We start from the raw sequence: 16,286 nt of genomic DNA, 5'->3' as shown, positions 1-16,286 counted from the left end.
TTATTTAAGTAATTTACTATTTTTTAACCATTTATTTTCAAATTAAAGAAAAATTAGAACGAATTTTTATCGAAGTGAAATTTCAAGTGTAAAAAAATAAAATTTGAAAGAAGCCTATAAAATTTTACAGACTCAAAAAAAGAAAAAAGAGAAATAGAGAAATTAATCTCTAAATCTATTTACCTATGTCTTCAAGAGCAGCACTGATTTGTGCCATAATTTGCTCGGTTTTGAAGTGTTGTTGGTTCATTGCACCAGATGGACATGCACCTACACAAGTACCACATCCTTTACATAATGCGGAGTTAATTTGTGCAAATTCTTTTCCACCTACACCAGTTGCGATACTAATAGCTGCATATGGGCATAATTCAACACATACTTGGCATGCTCCACAAACGGTTTCGTCGTTGGATGCAATAATAGGTTCGATTTCTACTTCTCCTTTAGCCATTGGGATAGCTGCTCTGGATGCTGCAGCTGAACCTTGTGCTACGGAGTCAGGAATATCTTTAGGACCTTGTGCTACACCAGCAATGTAAACACCGTCAGTTAAGGTGTCAACAGGTCTGAGTTTAGGGTGAGCTTCCATGTAGAATCCGTCAGCAGATCTGGAGAGACCTAAGGTTTGTCTGAGTTCGTCAGATCCTGCGGAGTGTTCGAGACCAACACTTAATACAACTAAGTCGTAAGTGTATTCAGTTACTTTACCGAGTAAAGTATCTTCTGCTCTGATAGTTAAGGTTAAGTCGTCGTTTTCGAAGATTTGTGCAGGTTTACCTCTGATAAATTCAATACCGTATTTTTCTTGAGATGTTTTGTAGAACTCTTCGTATCCTTTACCGAATGAACGGATATCCATGTAGTAACAGGTTACTTCGGTATCAGGTTCGTGGTCAATACATAATTGAGCGTTTTTCATGGAGTACATACAACATACTCTGGAACAGTATGGTTTACCGATTTGTTCATCTCTGGAACCGACACAGTGGATGAATGCTACACGTTTAGGTTCGATACCGTCGGAAGGTTTGATTACGTGACCACCGGTAGGTCCGGATGCGTTAATCATCCTTTCAATTTCCATAGCGGTAATTACGTTGGAGAAACGGCCGTAACCGTATTGGTAAATTCCGGATGGATCGAATGGGTCGTAACCGATTGCAGCAACAATAGTACCAACTTCTAATTCGATTTCGGTAGGTTGTTGGTTGTGGTCGATTGCGTCTGGTCCACATGCTTGTACACATAAGTTACATTCGATACAGTAATCTTTATCGATGGTTGCACATAATGGTACAGCTTGAGGGAATGGGATGTATGCAGCTTTTACCATACCTACACCTTCGTCGTAGTAGTTAGGTATTTCGATAGGACAAGCTTCTTGACATGCTCCACATCCAGTACATAAATCTTCATCTACGTATCTTGCTTTTTTCTCTACAGTTACTTTGAAGTTTCCGATGTATCCGTCAACTTCTTTAACTTCTGCGTAGGAAATTAATTCGATGTTTTCGTGTTTGTTACAGTCTACCATTTTAGGTGCTAAAATACACATTGAACAGTCGAGAGTTGGGAAAGTTTTATCTAATTGTCCCATACGTCCACCAATGGTTGGGTTTCTTTCTACCATGTAGGTTTTAAATCCCATGTCACCTAAATCTAATGCGGTTTGGATACCAGCTACTCCACCACCGATAACTAATGCTTTGTTGTCCACAGGCACTTTGGTAGCTTCTAATGGTTCGAGTAATCTAGCTTTAGCAACAGCCATACGAGTTAAGTCTTTAGCTTTTTCGGTTGCTTCTTCAGGTTGGTTCATGTGTACCCAGGAGTCTTGTTCTCTTAAGTTAGCAAATTCAAATAAGAACTTGTTTAATCCTGCTTCTTCTACACATCTACGGAAAGTAGGTTCGTGAAGACGAGGGGAACAAGCTGCTACAACAATTCTGTTTAAGTTTTTCTCTTTGATGTCTTCTTGGATCATTGCTTGACCAGGGTCAGAACACATGTATTTGTAGTCGGTTGCGTGAACAACGTTAGGTAAGGACTTAGCGTATTCAGCAACTTCAGGACAGTTTACAACTCCACCAACGTTTACACCACAGTGACAGACGTAAACACCAATCCTTAATTCTTCGTTATTATCTATTTTTTCTTCTGCCATATTAATTCACCTTGTACAAGTCGTGAAAAATATCTAATATATATAAAAAATTGCAATTTTAAAAACAAGTAGTAAAATTTTACATAGTATTAGATATATAAATGTAGTAAATACACATTTATAAAGGTTTCTATAAAATACTTGGAGTAAAGCTTATATATGATGAATGAAAATATCCCTAAAAATACAATTATTTACTTAATAAAGATTAATTATTGATTATAAACTAAAATAAAGAATAATCAACCTTTTTTCATAAATTAATAAATTTAGGTTAAATTAAATTATTAATTTTTTTGCTATATCAACATGATAATTAACGGAAGTGTAATCAAAGAGATTACAGTGTTGATTAATATGCAGTCAGAGGTCAATTCATAATCAAGTTTATAGGTTATCGCAAGTACCAAAGACAGCATCCCTGAAGGCATTGCAGCCTCTACAATTGAAACCGTATATTGAAGGTCCACCAGTCCCAACAAGTTAACAATTATAAATGCAAAGAATGGGAAAATGGCCAATTTCATGATTGAAGTGAAAATTACCATCATCTTGCTTCTTGAAAGTCCCTCCAAATTAATGGTAAGGCCTAATGAAAGCATTATCAATGGAATTGTGCCGTCTGCAAGATAACCGATGGTCTTGTCCAAAACAGGACCAATTGGAATAGAAAGCAAGTTAAATCCAATACCTAAAATAATCGCCCACAAAGGAGGAAACATCAAAATCTTTTTAACAGCTTTTTTAGGAGTTCCACCAAATTTTAAAACCAAAGCAAAGGATAAAATTATAAATATACACATTGTGGCGATGTCACAGAAGATTGCCCTTAAAAAACCTTCCTGACCAAATATTCCCAAATTAACAGGATAGCCCATAAAGGCGGTGTTTGCTATCATGACAGTGACCAGTACGCTCCAAAGCTTCTTGTCCTCATAACCCAGCTTCTTAAGAATTAGATATGAAACTATACCTGTTAAAAATGAGGACGCCAATATCACAAATGGCAAAATGCCCAGCTTAGGCATCAAGGACAAATCTGCACCATATAATGCAGAAAAAATCATGCAAGGCAATAGAATATTAATTACAATCTTATTTAAAGGATTAACATCCTTTTCAGATAAAAAATCGACGCGTTTTAGGACATAACCTAAAGCAATCATTATGATAATTGATAGAATTGTAATTTCTATTGCGTTCATGATACTAACATTAAATTTTAAAGTATATAAAATTAATTAATGAAAAAAATAGAGAAAATAAGAAAAAATAAAATTAGCTAACGATACCTTCGCTAGTAATTTTAAATACACATTCGCCTTCAGGCAAATGAGGAGAATCCACTAAACGTGCGATTCTTTTTCCGGCCAAACCTTTTTTAAGCCAGATTCTGTAAGTGGAAGCGTGTCCTAAAACGTGTCCACCGATAGCTTTTGTAGGGCTTCCGAAGAAGGAATCAGGTTTAGCTTGAACTTGGTTGGTTAGGAATACTGCAACATTGTAAGTGTTTGCAATTTGTTGAAGAGAGTGTAAATGTTGGTTCAACTTTTGTTGTCTTACAGCAAGAGATTCCCTTCCCACGTATTCAGCTCTGAAGTGAGCCATTAATGAATCGACAATGACCAATTTAACATTAGCTCCACTTTGGATAAGCTCATTGATTTTATCAACCATTAAGATTTGGTGAGATGAGTTGAATGCACGAGCTACATGAATTCTGCTTAATACCTGTTCGGTGTCCAATTCAAATCCTTCAGCGATTTGTCTTACTCTTTCCGGACGGAAAGTGTTTTCAGTATCTACAAATACACATTCACCATCAAGACCGCCGAGCTCTTCAGGTAATTGAACTGTAACAGCCAATTCATGGGAAATTTGACTTTTACCTGATCCGAATTCACCAAACACTTCAGTAATTGATTGGGTTTCAATACCTCCGCCAATTAAATCATTGAATTCTTGGCTTCCAACAGTGATGTGTCCTACATCTTTTCTTCTTTCATCAACTTCTAATGCAGTTTCAAAAGTAATGTTTTCTGCTCTACGGGCTGCTTCAATAACTTTTTCAGCAACCCCCTCACCGATTTCAGCTTTTACTGATAATTCCTTAGGAGTAGCGGTTGCTAATCTCATCATGTCAGCAAAACCTGCATCTTTTAATTTTTCTGCTGTTTTTTCTCCAACACCTGGTAAATCACTTAATTCGACCATAATAATCATTCCTTCATTCTATTTATTCTAGTAGTATTTTTTCAAAAATTTCTTAGGGTTTAACCTATTTGTTTCGTTATAATTATCAAAACTTACATTAGCAATAAATTCTATTGTAGTTCCTGTTAAGTCTTCGAGTTTATCTTCAATTCCATAACCATCTTCAAGAAGTGAAATAACTTCCTCTTTTTTCATTCCAATAAGCTCTTCAGCTAAATCATCGAAGAAAGTAGCTTGAATGGATCCAGTGTCATCTTCGACAGTGGTTGGAATCATAAGAGTGTATCTTGGCTCGTCAAATACATGTCCACAGTTGTCGCAAATATATTCGTCACTAGCTTCCTCAACACTCGCATTACAGTTAGGGCATTTCACAAGAATTGTTCTTTCAGTGCCCACTTCTTTGATTGTTGCGGTTATATGAACATTAGTGTCATCTTCCAATAAGGATTCTATTGATTTTGGAGCAAATATTGTTTCCATTAATTCATCAAATGAAGGTAATCTCTCTAGTTCACTTTCACTTGGTTTTAGAATGGTAGTTCCTCCAGATACATTAGCATCTATACGATTGGTTCTGTCATTGTATCTGAAACGAGGGTTTTGTAATTTGATTGCTTGTCCTAATTCAAATTCTTTATCAGCGTCATCATTCCAAAGCACAACAAGAATGGATCCAGTATCATCAGCGATTTCTACATTTCTTACTTTTCCTTCACCGTCATCTCTTTCGAATGTACGTGGCTCAAATACTTCAATGACCCTACCGATGATTATTTTATCGGATTCGTCTTCTTCAGCATCTTCAATACTGATGTAGTCATAAAGTGCTTTTTCTAATGTTTCTAATTTTGGAATAAACATTGCAGAGGCTTCTTCTTCAGATAATCTGATAATTCTTGATCCTCCACCAATATTTAAGTCAACATTATAATATCCTAATCTGGTTCTAGCATTTTCAATTCTGTATGCCTCACCGACGCTATAATCTCCTTTAGCTTTATCATTCCAGAAAGATAATCTTACTTTACCTGACTCATCGGCCAACATTGCTGAACGAACTTGGCCCACTTCACCATCATCTCTTTGGAATTCTCTAATATCCTCTAAGGACAATATTCTTCCAATAACATCGATTTCCACACCTTCATCATCCATCATCTCAACTTCCCCGATTGGAGTTGGGTGAAGGTCTGCCCTTAAAGAATCCAATTCGTCTAGTTGCTCAATAGGCAAGTTTTGAGGATTGATTGTTATTTGTGTATTGAAATTTGTGTTCATTGAATATTGACTTTGAGTGTATTCATCAAAGCGGACATCTCCTCCAATAATTTTAACAATGTCCCCCTTATTTAAAGGCAATGATGTGTCATTTCCCCAGACAGTCACTCTGATTTCACCTGTGGAATCTCTAACGTCAAAGTTTCTTAATTTTCCTTCGGTGTTATCAGTTTTTCTTCTGAAAATCTTAATATCTTGAAGTCTGGAAACAATTCCAATGATTGAAACATCTTTTTGTTCCCTCAAATCAGCGATTGGGGAGAACTCTTGAACGATTTCAGGAACGTCATAATCGCCTTTTACAATTCTGCCATCCCAGTGGGTTAATGTTATTTCATTTTCACCGTCACGGTTTGGTCTTTCACGTGCTTGAGCTTGAAGAATTTTAACTGTATCTCCATCTTCAAGTCCTAAATCACTGATCAACTCTGTGTTTTTATTCCATAAGGTATAAGAGATTTGTCCTGAACCGTCTTGGAGTTCAAGGGATGCAACCTGACCTTCTTTTCCATTCTTTTCATAGGTTCTGATTGTTGGAATTCTAACGATTCTAGCAATGAGATTGACTTTAGTGTCAGGCAATATATCTGCAATATTTGTAATGTTTTCTTCATAAACAGGGAATTTTGAAGGGTCTTCATCTAAATGCACAACAGTTGATCTTGGTCTTAAGTTGGCTTCCAAACCTGTGTATCCTTCTTTAATATCAACATCTTTAATCTGAATGATGTTTCCTTCATTAACATTCTTAAGAAGTTTTATGTTTTGAGTCCAGAAGACAGCCCTTATTTCACCGGTGTTATCCTTTAGCTCAACATTGCATACTTCTCCACTTTGACCTTTACGTGTTTTGAATGATCTTGGATTTGAAATTGAAACGACTCTTCCAGCAATGGTTGCTCCTCTACTTCCTTTTTCAAGTTCACTGATAGTTTTAAAATCAAAATCAGGACTATCAGTTATAGCTTCAGGTTCTTCAGTTACGAATTCTCCAACGACCATGTCCGCTAAACTATCATCTGTCATGAAAGGATTTTCAGATTCTTGTTGTCTGAATTTTTCCATTCTTTCCAAGAATTCCTCTTGGGAAATTTGGTCCCTAACTTTATCGTATTTTTCTTGAATTTCCGGAGCCATTCTAGAATCATCATTAATTTCTTCAGCATTATCTTCCTGTGAAGATTCAGGTTTATCAAAAATAGATGTGTCTATACCAACGTGATTTTGAACTACCATCTGTGCGGCACCAAAATCGTCAATGAAATCAACTTCATCATTTGCGGATTTCATTTTTTCTATTTCATCTAAAAACTCTTCTTCAGAAAGTTTATCTTTGACTTTTTCGTATAGTTGTAAAATTTCTTCTTGCATACCAAACCCCTCATAGAAAAGTTAATTATAATTTTATCATCAAAGTGTATATAAAGTATTAGAGAGAGCATTTGAAAAGTAATCTCAATACCTATTATAAAAAAATTTTAATATAAATATTGTCAAACTGCACACTTATGAAAATGCACAAAAATTAATATGCATTAGGATTTTTCTTCAATGCGGTTTTAATCATGATAGCTAAGTCCAAACCCATGTGCCAGTTTTCTACGTACTCAATATCATATTCTATACGTTTTTTAATTGAAGTGTCACCACGGCATCCATGAATTTGTGCCCAACCAGTCAAACCAGGTTTCACTTGGTGTTTAACCATATATTTAGGAATTGTTTCCTTGAATTGCTCTACAAAATATGGTCTTTCAGGCCTTGGACCGACAACACTCATGTCTCCTTTTAAAACATTGAAAAACTGAGGCAATTCATCAATACTGGTTCTTCTGATTAAATCCCCCACCCTTGTCTTTCTTGGATCGTCTTTTGTTGTCCATTCAGACTTCTCCTCACTAGGGTCTTGTACTTTCATACTACGGAATTTATACATCATGAATGTCTTACCATTATACCCCATTCTTTCCTGTTTAAAGATAATTGGACCTCTAGATGTCAATTTAATAGCAATAGCAGTGACAAGCATTATTGGTGATGTGATAATAATTGCTATAATCGCTATTATGTAATCAGAGGCATATTTTAAGAATTTATTAAATTCATCGTCAAGCGGTACATAACGAATATTGATAATAGGAATATCCTCAATCATGTCAACTGACGGTTGTGCCGGGAAATACCTAATATAGTCAGGTATGATTTCCGCTTTGATTCCTACCTTCTCACAGCTTTCTACTAATTCATTAATCTTATAATAGTATTTTAGTGGAATAGCTAAAACTACCCTATCATACCTATTTTTTTCAAGAATCTTATCTATATCCTTAAAAGACGCTATAATCCTGCTTCCTTCCATTTCCAATCCAACATGGTCAGATCTTCCCACAAATCCGCTGACAACAAAACCAAGATATGGATTGTCACGAATTCTGCGGGCGAATGTGAATGCCAAATCGTTATCTCCAACAATGAGAATATGCTTTAAGTTTCTATTATTCTTTCTCATTTTCATTAATGTGCTTCTTATGGAAAATCTTTCAATGATTCCTAAGAATGTGGCAATTACCGCTAGGAGAAAGAGCATTATCCTTGAAAAATTTGGTTGGTTGATAATAAATAAAATTGAAACCAATACAAAGAATGCAATGATATTTACCTTGATAATTTGAGTAGCTTCTGAAAATATATTTTTATAAGTTCTGCGTGGCTTATACAAACCAAATGCAAAATATAAAATCAAATAAACTGGAATGACAGCTAAAACTAAGAATAACAGATAACTTTGAAACCCTAAATGTCCTCCAAGAGGCCCGAATAAAGTGGTTTTAAATCTTAGCCATAGGGAACATAATAATGAGATGCTAATAACAAAAACATCTATTAAAACCAATAATATATTCAATGCTTTCTGATTTTCTTTTATCATGATAACTACCAAAAAATCCAGTATTACTATTATATATTATATTGTAGTTATTTAACTTTTTTTAAACAAATTCAAGAAAAGCTTTAATAAACATAAAAGGGCAATCCCAATATACACAACAATGTTCACGATGAAATTTGACTCCTTAGCATGGTGTTTATTATAATAAATATACATTGCACGATAAAATTCATATATTAACTTAGATTTCTGTTTCTTACTGCTTGCGCCCTTAAGGTGAGTTATTTTGGATTCGCCATAATAGACTATCTTCCATCCGGCCTTTTTAATACGGTAACACAGGTCAATGTCCTCTCCATACATGAAAAAAGTCTCATCAAGCAATCCTGCCTCATCCAACGCATCCTTTCGCATGAACATGAATGCCCCAGTCAAGCAATCAATCTCATAAATCTCATCGTCAGGCAGGTCTGTCAGGTTGTAATCGTCATCCTTGCTGTTGGTTGGAATGTGGAATAGCCTAAAAAATGAGTTTTTAACATTTGGAAAACTTCTTTTGCATGCCTTGTCAAGATCACCGTTTTCCAAAACAACCCTGCAGCCGCATGCTCCGACATCAGTGTGCCTTTCCATGTAGTCATGAATGTTTTCCAATGTATTTTCCCAGACAATTGTGTCTGAATTCAACAATAGCTGGTATTTTCCGGTTGCCAACCTTAGTGCCTGATTGTTTCCAGCGGCAAAACCGTTGTTTTCAGCTGAAGCTATGAATTTGACCTTATCTCCAAAATAATCTTGCAATCTGGATAAACTGTCGTCACTGGATGCATTATCCACCACATAAATCTCATATGAAAATGGATAATCATATTCCAGAATGGAATCGATGGTATTTTTTGTTAATTCAAATGTTTGATAATTTACAATTACAACAGAAAGGTCCATGAAACTCACTAAGTTATTTTTTTAAAAATTTAAGAGTGTTTATAATTAATTTGTATTCGATTTTAAAATAATTTTTTGTATTTTTGGTTTGGAATCCGACCTTGTCGATTTTGCCTCTTGTTGACAGCCCTTCCTTAACTCCGCCAAGATAAGTTGAACCAAACCCTTTTTTTACAAAGAACACATATTTTATGAAAAATCCTAAAAATAAAAATATAAAATTCACAATCTTCAAAGGTATCGGCAAATTCTTGTAAACAACCCAAACGTTATTACGGGCAGCCAATTTAACCTTGAATTCATTATATCTGCTTCCGCTTGTTGCACTTCCAATATGGTAAACAATAGCTTCGGGACACAGCAAATTCTTATAGCCATAGATTCTTGAGCGTATCGCCAAGTCAACGTCTTCCATATAAGCGAAAAAGTTATCGTCAAAAGCTCCAATCTCATCAAGTATTGATTTTTTATACATTGCCGCACCTGCACAGGCTGAAAATATCTCATTTACCTCCACATACTCGTTTGAATTGTGGTTTTCACCTGTCTTTTTAGTCCAGGCAAGCAAGTTGTACTCATCCCCAACATCGTCAATCAGTTCCTTATTGTCATATTGAAGCATTTTGGCTTGAACTGAAAAAATATTGTCATCTGAAGATATCAAATCGACCAACGCTTTAATTGAGCCTTTTTTTATTTCAGTGTCGTTGTTTAAAGAGAAGATATACTCGTTTTTTGCCTTTCTGATTCCCTGGTTGACAGCCGGTGAAAATCCTAGGTTTTCTGTGTTTTCAATTAATACGACCGGAAAATTGAAGCTGCCATTTTTGATGTAATCCCTGCTTCCATCAGTTGACCCGTTGTCAACTATTATGACTTCACCTATGAGTTGCGAATCATTATTTAAGGATTCGAAAAATGTCTTCAGGAATCTTTCCCCGTTGTAATTTGGCGTAACGACTGAAACTTTCATATTAATCAATTGAATTTTTTAATTTCATCCACATTTTATAATACCTTTTTGGATTCAGCAAGAATAACTTTATTTTCAATTTGAATTTGGAATCCCCTTCATATTTTGACAATTTGGTCAGAAGGTCCAAATCCTTCATTTTACCCATCACTTCATCAAAGTCGTATCCGTTGCTGAAAAAGAAATTCATGTTTCCAAAAATTGCCTTTGGAATTCTGGATGTTACTATTAGATTAGCAAGTTCAGGTTTATTATTCTTATTATAGAAATCGGCCAAATCTTCAAAGATTTTTATAACACCGAAACGCCTGTATTCAGTTGTTTTAATGGCAGATCCGGAGTGTTGAACATAGTAATATGTTATTTCATTATTAATTACGATTTCACGTCCATGAAACAATGCCCTATGGGCAAATTCAGTGTCTTCACCGTAAACAACACCCGGAGTGAATCTGATGTTATTATCCTTAATTATACTTGATTTATACATTAATTGGAAGAAATTGAATGTTATCTGCATGTTTAATTCTTTTTTGATGAAATCTTCCGTTGAGATGACCTCTTCAGAGTATGAATCCAATTGAGTCAGCTTGTCTCCATCCTTCTTGACATATAAAGTCAAGCTAAAATCGCTTTTTCCATTGTATAATGTTGATAAATGATTTGGAGTCACATAGTCATCGGCATCAATGAAAACCAGATATTCCCCTTCGGATGCATCGATTCCCACGTTTCTTGCAACGCTGACTCCAGAATTTTCCTGATGAATAACCTTATTTGGCACTGATGCATTTTCAAGGGTGCTTCTTATTATTCCCAAGCTGTTGTCGGTTGATCCGTCATCAATGACAATTATCTCATACCCATCAAAATCCTGATTAATTATTGAATTTAAAGTATTGCCTATATATTCTGATGCATTATAAACTGGAACAATAACACTAACATCAATATTATTCATAATCCCACCATTATTTTAAAAGAAAATCAACAACCCTCTTAGATGATTGACCATCTATTTCATCAAATTGTGTCTTGACAAATCCTGAAATTTTACTTTTATCAAAATCAGCATTCACAATGAGATCAATCAGCTCATCTGAAGTATAAACTATTGGACCTGGAACAGTGGTTTTGAAATCATAATAAAATCCACGTTCATTAGCCAAATAACTATCCAAATCATAAGTGAAAAATATAATTGGCCTGTTTAAAATTGCATATTCAATCATAATAGATGAATAATCAGTAATCAAAATGTCACTAATCAGCATCAGTTCCTGTTCGCTTTCAAAGTCACTGACATCAACATACTGTCCCCTTGAAGATATGTCATCCTGATAAAAATTTTTAATCTTTGGATGCAATCTTAAAGCCAACACGTACTCATCGGAAAAAACCTCATTAAATTTGTTCAGGTTCAAATAATCGAATACATTGTTGAATTTGGACTCGTCACGAAAAGTGGGTGCATAGAGAATTATTTTCTTATCCTGGGAAATGTTATACCTTTTCAAGAATCCCTCTTTTATCTTATCCAAATCATGATTTTCAAAATAATAATCCATACGTGGAAGTCCCAGTGCCTTGATTTTAGATTCAGGCATCTGGAATGCCTCGCTATAATACCCTTTAATTTTGTCTGAAGTCACAATAAGATAATCTGTGTTTTCTGAGATTTTTTTAAGGATATCCCTGCTTTCAATATCCACGGATCCTCCGAATTTTTTAGAAGCTCCTGGAGCGTGCCACAGCTGAACGATTGTATTTTCATCCTTAAAGTTCATGAATGCCAATGGAAAAAAGTTATCATTTAAAAAAATATATTTGGAACCGGCCAATTTCTTGAAACTTCCAAAGGATAGCTTATCCTTGTAAAAAAAATGGAATTTGTAGTCTCCTCTTTTCTCAAATTCCTTTTTGATATAATCCAAATTTCCCTTAAATGACTCTCTTGAATCAATAATAAAGGAAACGGATTTTTCATCTATTTTGGTGTGTTTGAATAGGTTAAATAATATTCCATACACCTTATGTTTAAAATATGACATCTTATCTAATGGAAAAATGCTAACATTCCAGGAATAGCTTCGATTATTGCTTGAAGACCTAAGATGAAAATCGCAAGCCCTCCAATGAAGTTGATGTACCTAGCGTATTTCATTGCAACTTTTGTTCCGAATGTACCTATAGCCAACCAGCAAACAACTGCAATTAAACTTAAGATAGCCAGTCCTAAAGGATTAACATGAGCTGCAACACCTTGAGCTGCCAAGATTAAGTTTTCTATGTTTCCAAAAACGATTAATGCTAAAAATGGTCTTATTTCCTGCATACTATTGTCCCCTAATAGATGTATACATTGCTTGAGCACCTAAAATGAGAATAGCTACCCCACCAATAAAATCAATGAAATCAACATAATCAATAAGAAGTTGAGTTCCAAAAGTTCCAATGATTAACCATAATGAAACACAAATAATACTCGCAATTGCTAATTTAATAGGATTTACACCTGCTACAACACCTTGAGAGGATAAAACCAAGTTTTCAATATTCCCAAAAATAATCAATCCCACAAAAGGCAAATATTGTCCCAACATCCAAATCACCATTTCCCTAAAAAAATTAAATTTTTTAACAATAATAATTATTAACTAATTATAATATATAAAACTATCTTAATAATTTATTTAATATGAATTTTCAATCTGAATAAAAAAATAAATAAAAGTGGAAAAAACGCATTAAAACTAAACAAAATGATAAAAAATAATAATAAAAATGAAATATTTTTAAAGAAGAGGTATATTTCAAGTGTAAAAACTACCTATTGGAATACATCTTCTCATAATATTCCTGATATTGTCCGCTTTTAACCTGATTGATCCAATCCTGATTGTCCAAGTACCATTGAATGGTTTCTTTAATTCCCACTTCAAAAGTGTATTTAGGAGACCAGCCCAATTCTTCCTGAATTTTAGTTGAATCAATAGCATAACGCCTATCATGACCTAAACGGTCAGTTACAAATTCAATTAGTGATTCATCCTTGCCGAGCTCTTCCAATATCAGTTTAACAATGTAGATATTTTCTTTTTCGTTATTGCCACCAATATTATAGACTTCGCCAAGCTTTCCCTCATGCAATACCAAGTCAATGGCATGGCAGTGGTCATACACATGCAACCAATCACGAATGTTCTTGCCGTCACCATAAATCGGCAGTTTCTTATCTTCCAAGGTATTTGAAATCATCAGCGGAATTAATTTTTCTGGAAATTGATAAGGCCCGTAATTGTTGGAACAGCGAGTGATATTTATTGGCAAATCAAAAGTTTCACCATATGCCCTTGTTATCAAATCTCCACCAGCTTTAGATGCAGAATAAGGACTGTTAGGTTGTAAAGGAGTAGTTTCTGTGAAATAGCCTGTCTTTCCCAATGTTCCGTAAACCTCATCGGTTGAAATTTGAATGTACTTGTCAACACCATATTCCTTTGCGGCGTTCAAAAGCACTTGAGTGCCCAAAACGTTTGATTTTATAAAGATTTCCGGGTCGGTTATGCTCCTGTCAACATGACTTTCAGCCGCAAAATTGATAACATAATCACATTTCTTAACCAAGTCGTCAACGACTTCCTTATCCCTGATGTCGCCTTTGACAAAGGAATAGTTATCCTTGTTTTCAATGTCTTTAAGGTTTTCCAAGTTTCCGCAATATGTTAAAGCGTCAAGATTAATTATATGATAATCTGAATACTTGTTAACCATATATCTAACGAAATTGCTTCCGATAAATCCTGCTCCACCTGTAACCAAAATATTTGTCATAATAATCACTAGTATTTAATTTGAGCTTCCTTAAATGATTTCCATTCCTTGTCCTTATCAGATAGGATTATCTCATCAATGCCTTCCAAAGGCCAATCAATAGCGATATCCTCATCATCCCACTTTATTCCGCTTTCATCCTCACCATGGTAGAATTCAGTGCATTTGTACAAGAATTCTGCTTCATCTGATAAAACCAAAAATCCATGGGCAAATTTTGGAGGAATGTACAATTGTTTCTTATTGTCTTCAGATAGGATTTCACCATACCATTTTCCATAAGTCGGTGAATCTCCTCTCAAATCCACACCAACATCAAAAACTGTTCCCTTAATTACACGAACCAGCTTTCCTTGAGGGTATTTTAACTGCAAGTGAAGACCCCTTAAAACTCCTTTTGATGATTTGGATTGATTATCCTGAACGAATTTTAAGTCATAGCCTGCATCCTTAAAATCATTTTCCTGAAAAGTTTCCATGAAATAACCCCTGTTGTCTTCAAAAACAGTGGGTTCCACAACGAACATGTCTTCTATTCCTGTTTGAGTGAATTTGAATTTTCCCATAATATCATCTTTTAGCTAATTTAAATAAATATTCTCCATAATCAGTCTTTTTAAGTTCTTCAGCTGTTTTCAATAGCTGTTCAGTTGAAATGTAACCTTTACGATATGCTATTTCCTCAAGACAAGCTATGTATAACCCTTGCCTTTTCTGAATGGTTTCAATGAAATTGGACGCTTCCAAAAGTCCTGCATGAGTTCCGGTATCAAGCCAGGCCATTCCACGACCTAACAGTTCCACCTTAAGTTTTCCGCGTTTCAAGTATTCCTCATTGACAGAAGTTATTTCAACTTCACCCCTATCTGACGGCTTAACGCTTTTAGCTATTTCCACAACGTCATTATCATAGAAATAAAGACCAGGAACTATGTAATTTGATTTTGGCTTTTCAGGTTTTTCCTCAATGGACAGCACATTCCAATCATCATCAAATTCAACAACCCCGAAAGCTTCAGGATTGTTTGTGTAATAACCGAAAATTACTGCACCATCTTCGAGATTGGTTGCTCTTTCAAGAATTTCGGTGAATCTGTGTCCATGGAAAATGTTATCTCCTAAAATTAAAGCAACATTCTCATCACCAATGAAATCCTCACCTATTATGAATGCCTCTGCAAGACCATTCGGATTTTCTTGAACCGCATATTCAAATTTAATCCCAAATGTGGATCCGTCACCAAGCAAATCTTGATACATCGGCAAATCTCTAGGAGTGGATATTATCAATATTTCCTTAATTCCAGAAAGCATTAAAACAGAAATAGGATAATAAATCATTGGTTTATCGTATAATGGCAATAATTGCTTTGAAACGGCTTTTGTTATAGGATACAAACGGGTACCTGAGCCACCAGCAAGAACAATACCTTTCATAATAATCACTTAAAGAAATATATTGTTTTTATAAATTATAAAATTAGTGATTATATGGGTGTTTAAAAAAAAAAGTGAGAGTTTAGATAAACTCCATAGTGTTTTTATTTTTTTCCTTCTCAAAGGCACTATTAATGTTAACAACAATAAAGCAAGCAATGTTAACGGATTACCGGTTGCTTTGCTTTCAAGTGAAATGCTGATCTGGATTGCCTCCATTTGAGGATTTGCGTAGAAGTTTATCTGTATGATTGAACCACCCCACCCTTAAAGAGGGTGGGGATTCCTGAATTTTTTTTCATTTGATTGGTTAATTTTAATGTTTTTTCAGGCTATCCCCGTTGAACCAGCGGTTTAGTATATTAATTGCGGCGTTTATGTCTCTATCATGTGTTTTTCCGCAGTTTGTGTATGTCCATTTGCGTGTTTTGACTTTTAACTCTTTTTTTATGTGTCCGCAGTGGTGACATGTCCTGCTTGTGTTATGGCTTTTTACGAATTGTACACCTTCTGCTTCGGGTTTGTAGAGTAGGAATTTGTCTTTT

15 protein-coding genes are annotated in these 16,286 nt (G+C 34.9%); all 15 read right to left on the bottom strand.

Annotated features, from left to right (window positions below):
* Positions 1 to 175 precede the first annotated feature (175 nt).
* Positions 176 to 2,167: a CoB--CoM heterodisulfide reductase iron-sulfur subunit A family protein gene (locus ILA26_RS05625; RefSeq protein ID WP_292895134.1), complete on the bottom strand. Its 1,992-nt coding sequence runs from the start codon at positions 2,165 to 2,167 to the stop codon at positions 176 to 178.
* 299 nt (positions 2,168 to 2,466) lie between these two features.
* A complete protein-coding gene (locus tag ILA26_RS05620) occupies positions 2,467 to 3,372 on the bottom strand; it encodes an AEC family transporter (RefSeq protein ID WP_292895131.1) in 906 nt (301 codons plus the stop codon).
* Between the two features lie 73 nt (positions 3,373 to 3,445).
* Positions 3,446 to 4,381 (bottom strand): DNA repair and recombination protein RadA, encoded by a 936-nt coding sequence (gene radA / locus ILA26_RS05615; RefSeq protein ID WP_292895129.1) that lies wholly within the window; start codon positions 4,379 to 4,381, stop codon positions 3,446 to 3,448.
* A gap of 27 nt (positions 4,382 to 4,408) precedes the next feature.
* On the bottom strand, positions 4,409 to 7,033 hold the full coding sequence (locus tag ILA26_RS05610) for an OB-fold nucleic acid binding domain-containing protein (RefSeq protein WP_292895126.1): 2,625 nt from the start codon (positions 7,031 to 7,033) through the stop codon (positions 4,409 to 4,411).
* Between the two features lie 154 nt (positions 7,034 to 7,187).
* On the bottom strand, positions 7,188 to 8,591 hold the full coding sequence (locus tag ILA26_RS05605; protein ID WP_292895122.1) for an undecaprenyl-phosphate glucose phosphotransferase: 1,404 nt from the start codon (positions 8,589 to 8,591) through the stop codon (positions 7,188 to 7,190).
* 51 nt (positions 8,592 to 8,642) lie between these two features.
* Positions 8,643 to 9,497, bottom strand: a complete 855-nt coding sequence (locus ILA26_RS05600) for a glycosyltransferase family 2 protein (RefSeq protein WP_292895119.1) — start codon at positions 9,495 to 9,497, stop codon at positions 8,643 to 8,645.
* Positions 9,498 to 9,510: 13 nt separating this feature from the next.
* Entirely contained in the window at positions 9,511 to 10,470 is a 960-nt protein-coding gene (locus ILA26_RS05595) for a glycosyltransferase family 2 protein (RefSeq protein ID WP_292895116.1), read from the bottom strand.
* A gap of 1 nt (position 10,471) precedes the next feature.
* Positions 10,472 to 11,431 (bottom strand): glycosyltransferase family 2 protein, encoded by a 960-nt coding sequence (locus tag ILA26_RS05590; protein WP_292895114.1) that lies wholly within the window; start codon positions 11,429 to 11,431, stop codon positions 10,472 to 10,474.
* Positions 11,432 to 11,441: 10 nt separating this feature from the next.
* On the bottom strand, positions 11,442 to 12,521 hold the full coding sequence (locus ILA26_RS05585; protein WP_292895112.1) for a CDP-glycerol glycerophosphotransferase family protein: 1,080 nt from the start codon (positions 12,519 to 12,521) through the stop codon (positions 11,442 to 11,444).
* Positions 12,522 to 12,526: 5 nt separating this feature from the next.
* Positions 12,527 to 12,805 carry a hypothetical protein gene (locus ILA26_RS05580; protein ID WP_292895110.1) on the bottom strand — a complete coding sequence of 93 codons (279 nt, stop codon included), beginning with the start codon at positions 12,803 to 12,805 and terminating at the stop codon, positions 12,527 to 12,529.
* Position 12,806: 1 nt separating this feature from the next.
* Entirely contained in the window at positions 12,807 to 13,073 is a 267-nt protein-coding gene (locus ILA26_RS05575) for a hypothetical protein (RefSeq protein ID WP_292895108.1), read from the bottom strand.
* A gap of 223 nt (positions 13,074 to 13,296) precedes the next feature.
* Positions 13,297 to 14,304: a dTDP-glucose 4,6-dehydratase gene (gene rfbB, locus ILA26_RS05570; protein ID WP_292895106.1), complete on the bottom strand. Its 1,008-nt coding sequence runs from the start codon at positions 14,302 to 14,304 to the stop codon at positions 13,297 to 13,299.
* Positions 14,305 to 14,312: 8 nt separating this feature from the next.
* Positions 14,313 to 14,870, bottom strand: a complete 558-nt coding sequence (gene rfbC / locus ILA26_RS05565) for a dTDP-4-dehydrorhamnose 3,5-epimerase (protein WP_292895104.1) — start codon at positions 14,868 to 14,870, stop codon at positions 14,313 to 14,315.
* A 4-nt stretch (positions 14,871 to 14,874) separates the two neighbouring features.
* Positions 14,875 to 15,741, bottom strand: coding sequence for a glucose-1-phosphate thymidylyltransferase RfbA (gene rfbA / locus ILA26_RS05560; RefSeq protein WP_292895102.1), 867 nt, complete (start codon positions 15,739 to 15,741; stop codon positions 14,875 to 14,877).
* Positions 15,742 to 16,057: 316 nt separating this feature from the next.
* Positions 16,058 to 16,286, bottom strand: a 229-nt coding sequence (locus ILA26_RS05555) for a zinc ribbon domain-containing protein (protein ID WP_292895100.1), incomplete at its 5' end; no start/stop codon positions are given.

This window comes from Methanobrevibacter sp., assembly GCF_017940815.1.
Taxonomy (GTDB): domain Archaea; phylum Methanobacteriota; class Methanobacteria; order Methanobacteriales; family Methanobacteriaceae; genus Methanocatella.
Note: the sequence above shows the minus strand (reverse complement) of the source record. Positions and strands in the feature narration are given on the sequence as shown.

Bases quoted from the DNA above. Each gene is read 5' to 3' on its own strand.
- ILA26_RS05625 (WP_292895134.1), bottom strand. From the start codon at position 2,167: ATGGCAGAAGAAAAAATAGATAATAACGAAGAATTAAGGATTGGTGTT.
- ILA26_RS05620 (WP_292895131.1), bottom strand. From the start codon at position 3,372: ATGAACGCAATAGAAATTACAATTCTATCAATTATCATAATGATTGCT.
- radA (WP_292895129.1), bottom strand. From the start codon at position 4,381: ATGGTCGAATTAAGTGATTTACCAGGTGTTGGAGAAAAAACAGCAGAA.
- ILA26_RS05610 (WP_292895126.1), bottom strand. From the start codon at position 7,033: ATGCAAGAAGAAATTTTACAACTATACGAAAAAGTCAAAGATAAACTT.
- ILA26_RS05605 (WP_292895122.1), bottom strand. From the start codon at position 8,591: ATGATAAAAGAAAATCAGAAAGCATTGAATATATTATTGGTTTTAATA.
- ILA26_RS05600 (WP_292895119.1), bottom strand. From the start codon at position 9,497: ATGGACCTTTCTGTTGTAATTGTAAATTATCAAACATTTGAATTAACA.
- ILA26_RS05595 (WP_292895116.1), bottom strand. From the start codon at position 10,470: ATGAAAGTTTCAGTCGTTACGCCAAATTACAACGGGGAAAGATTCCTG.
- ILA26_RS05590 (WP_292895114.1), bottom strand. From the start codon at position 11,431: ATGAATAATATTGATGTTAGTGTTATTGTTCCAGTTTATAATGCATCA.
- ILA26_RS05585 (WP_292895112.1), bottom strand. From the start codon at position 12,521: ATGTCATATTTTAAACATAAGGTGTATGGAATATTATTTAACCTATTC.
- ILA26_RS05580 (WP_292895110.1), bottom strand. From the start codon at position 12,805: ATGCAGGAAATAAGACCATTTTTAGCATTAATCGTTTTTGGAAACATA.
- ILA26_RS05575 (WP_292895108.1), bottom strand. From the start codon at position 13,073: ATGTTGGGACAATATTTGCCTTTTGTGGGATTGATTATTTTTGGGAAT.
- rfbB (WP_292895106.1), bottom strand. From the start codon at position 14,304: ATGACAAATATTTTGGTTACAGGTGGAGCAGGATTTATCGGAAGCAAT.
- rfbC (WP_292895104.1), bottom strand. From the start codon at position 14,870: ATGGGAAAATTCAAATTCACTCAAACAGGAATAGAAGACATGTTCGTT.
- rfbA (WP_292895102.1), bottom strand. From the start codon at position 15,741: ATGAAAGGTATTGTTCTTGCTGGTGGCTCAGGTACCCGTTTGTATCCT.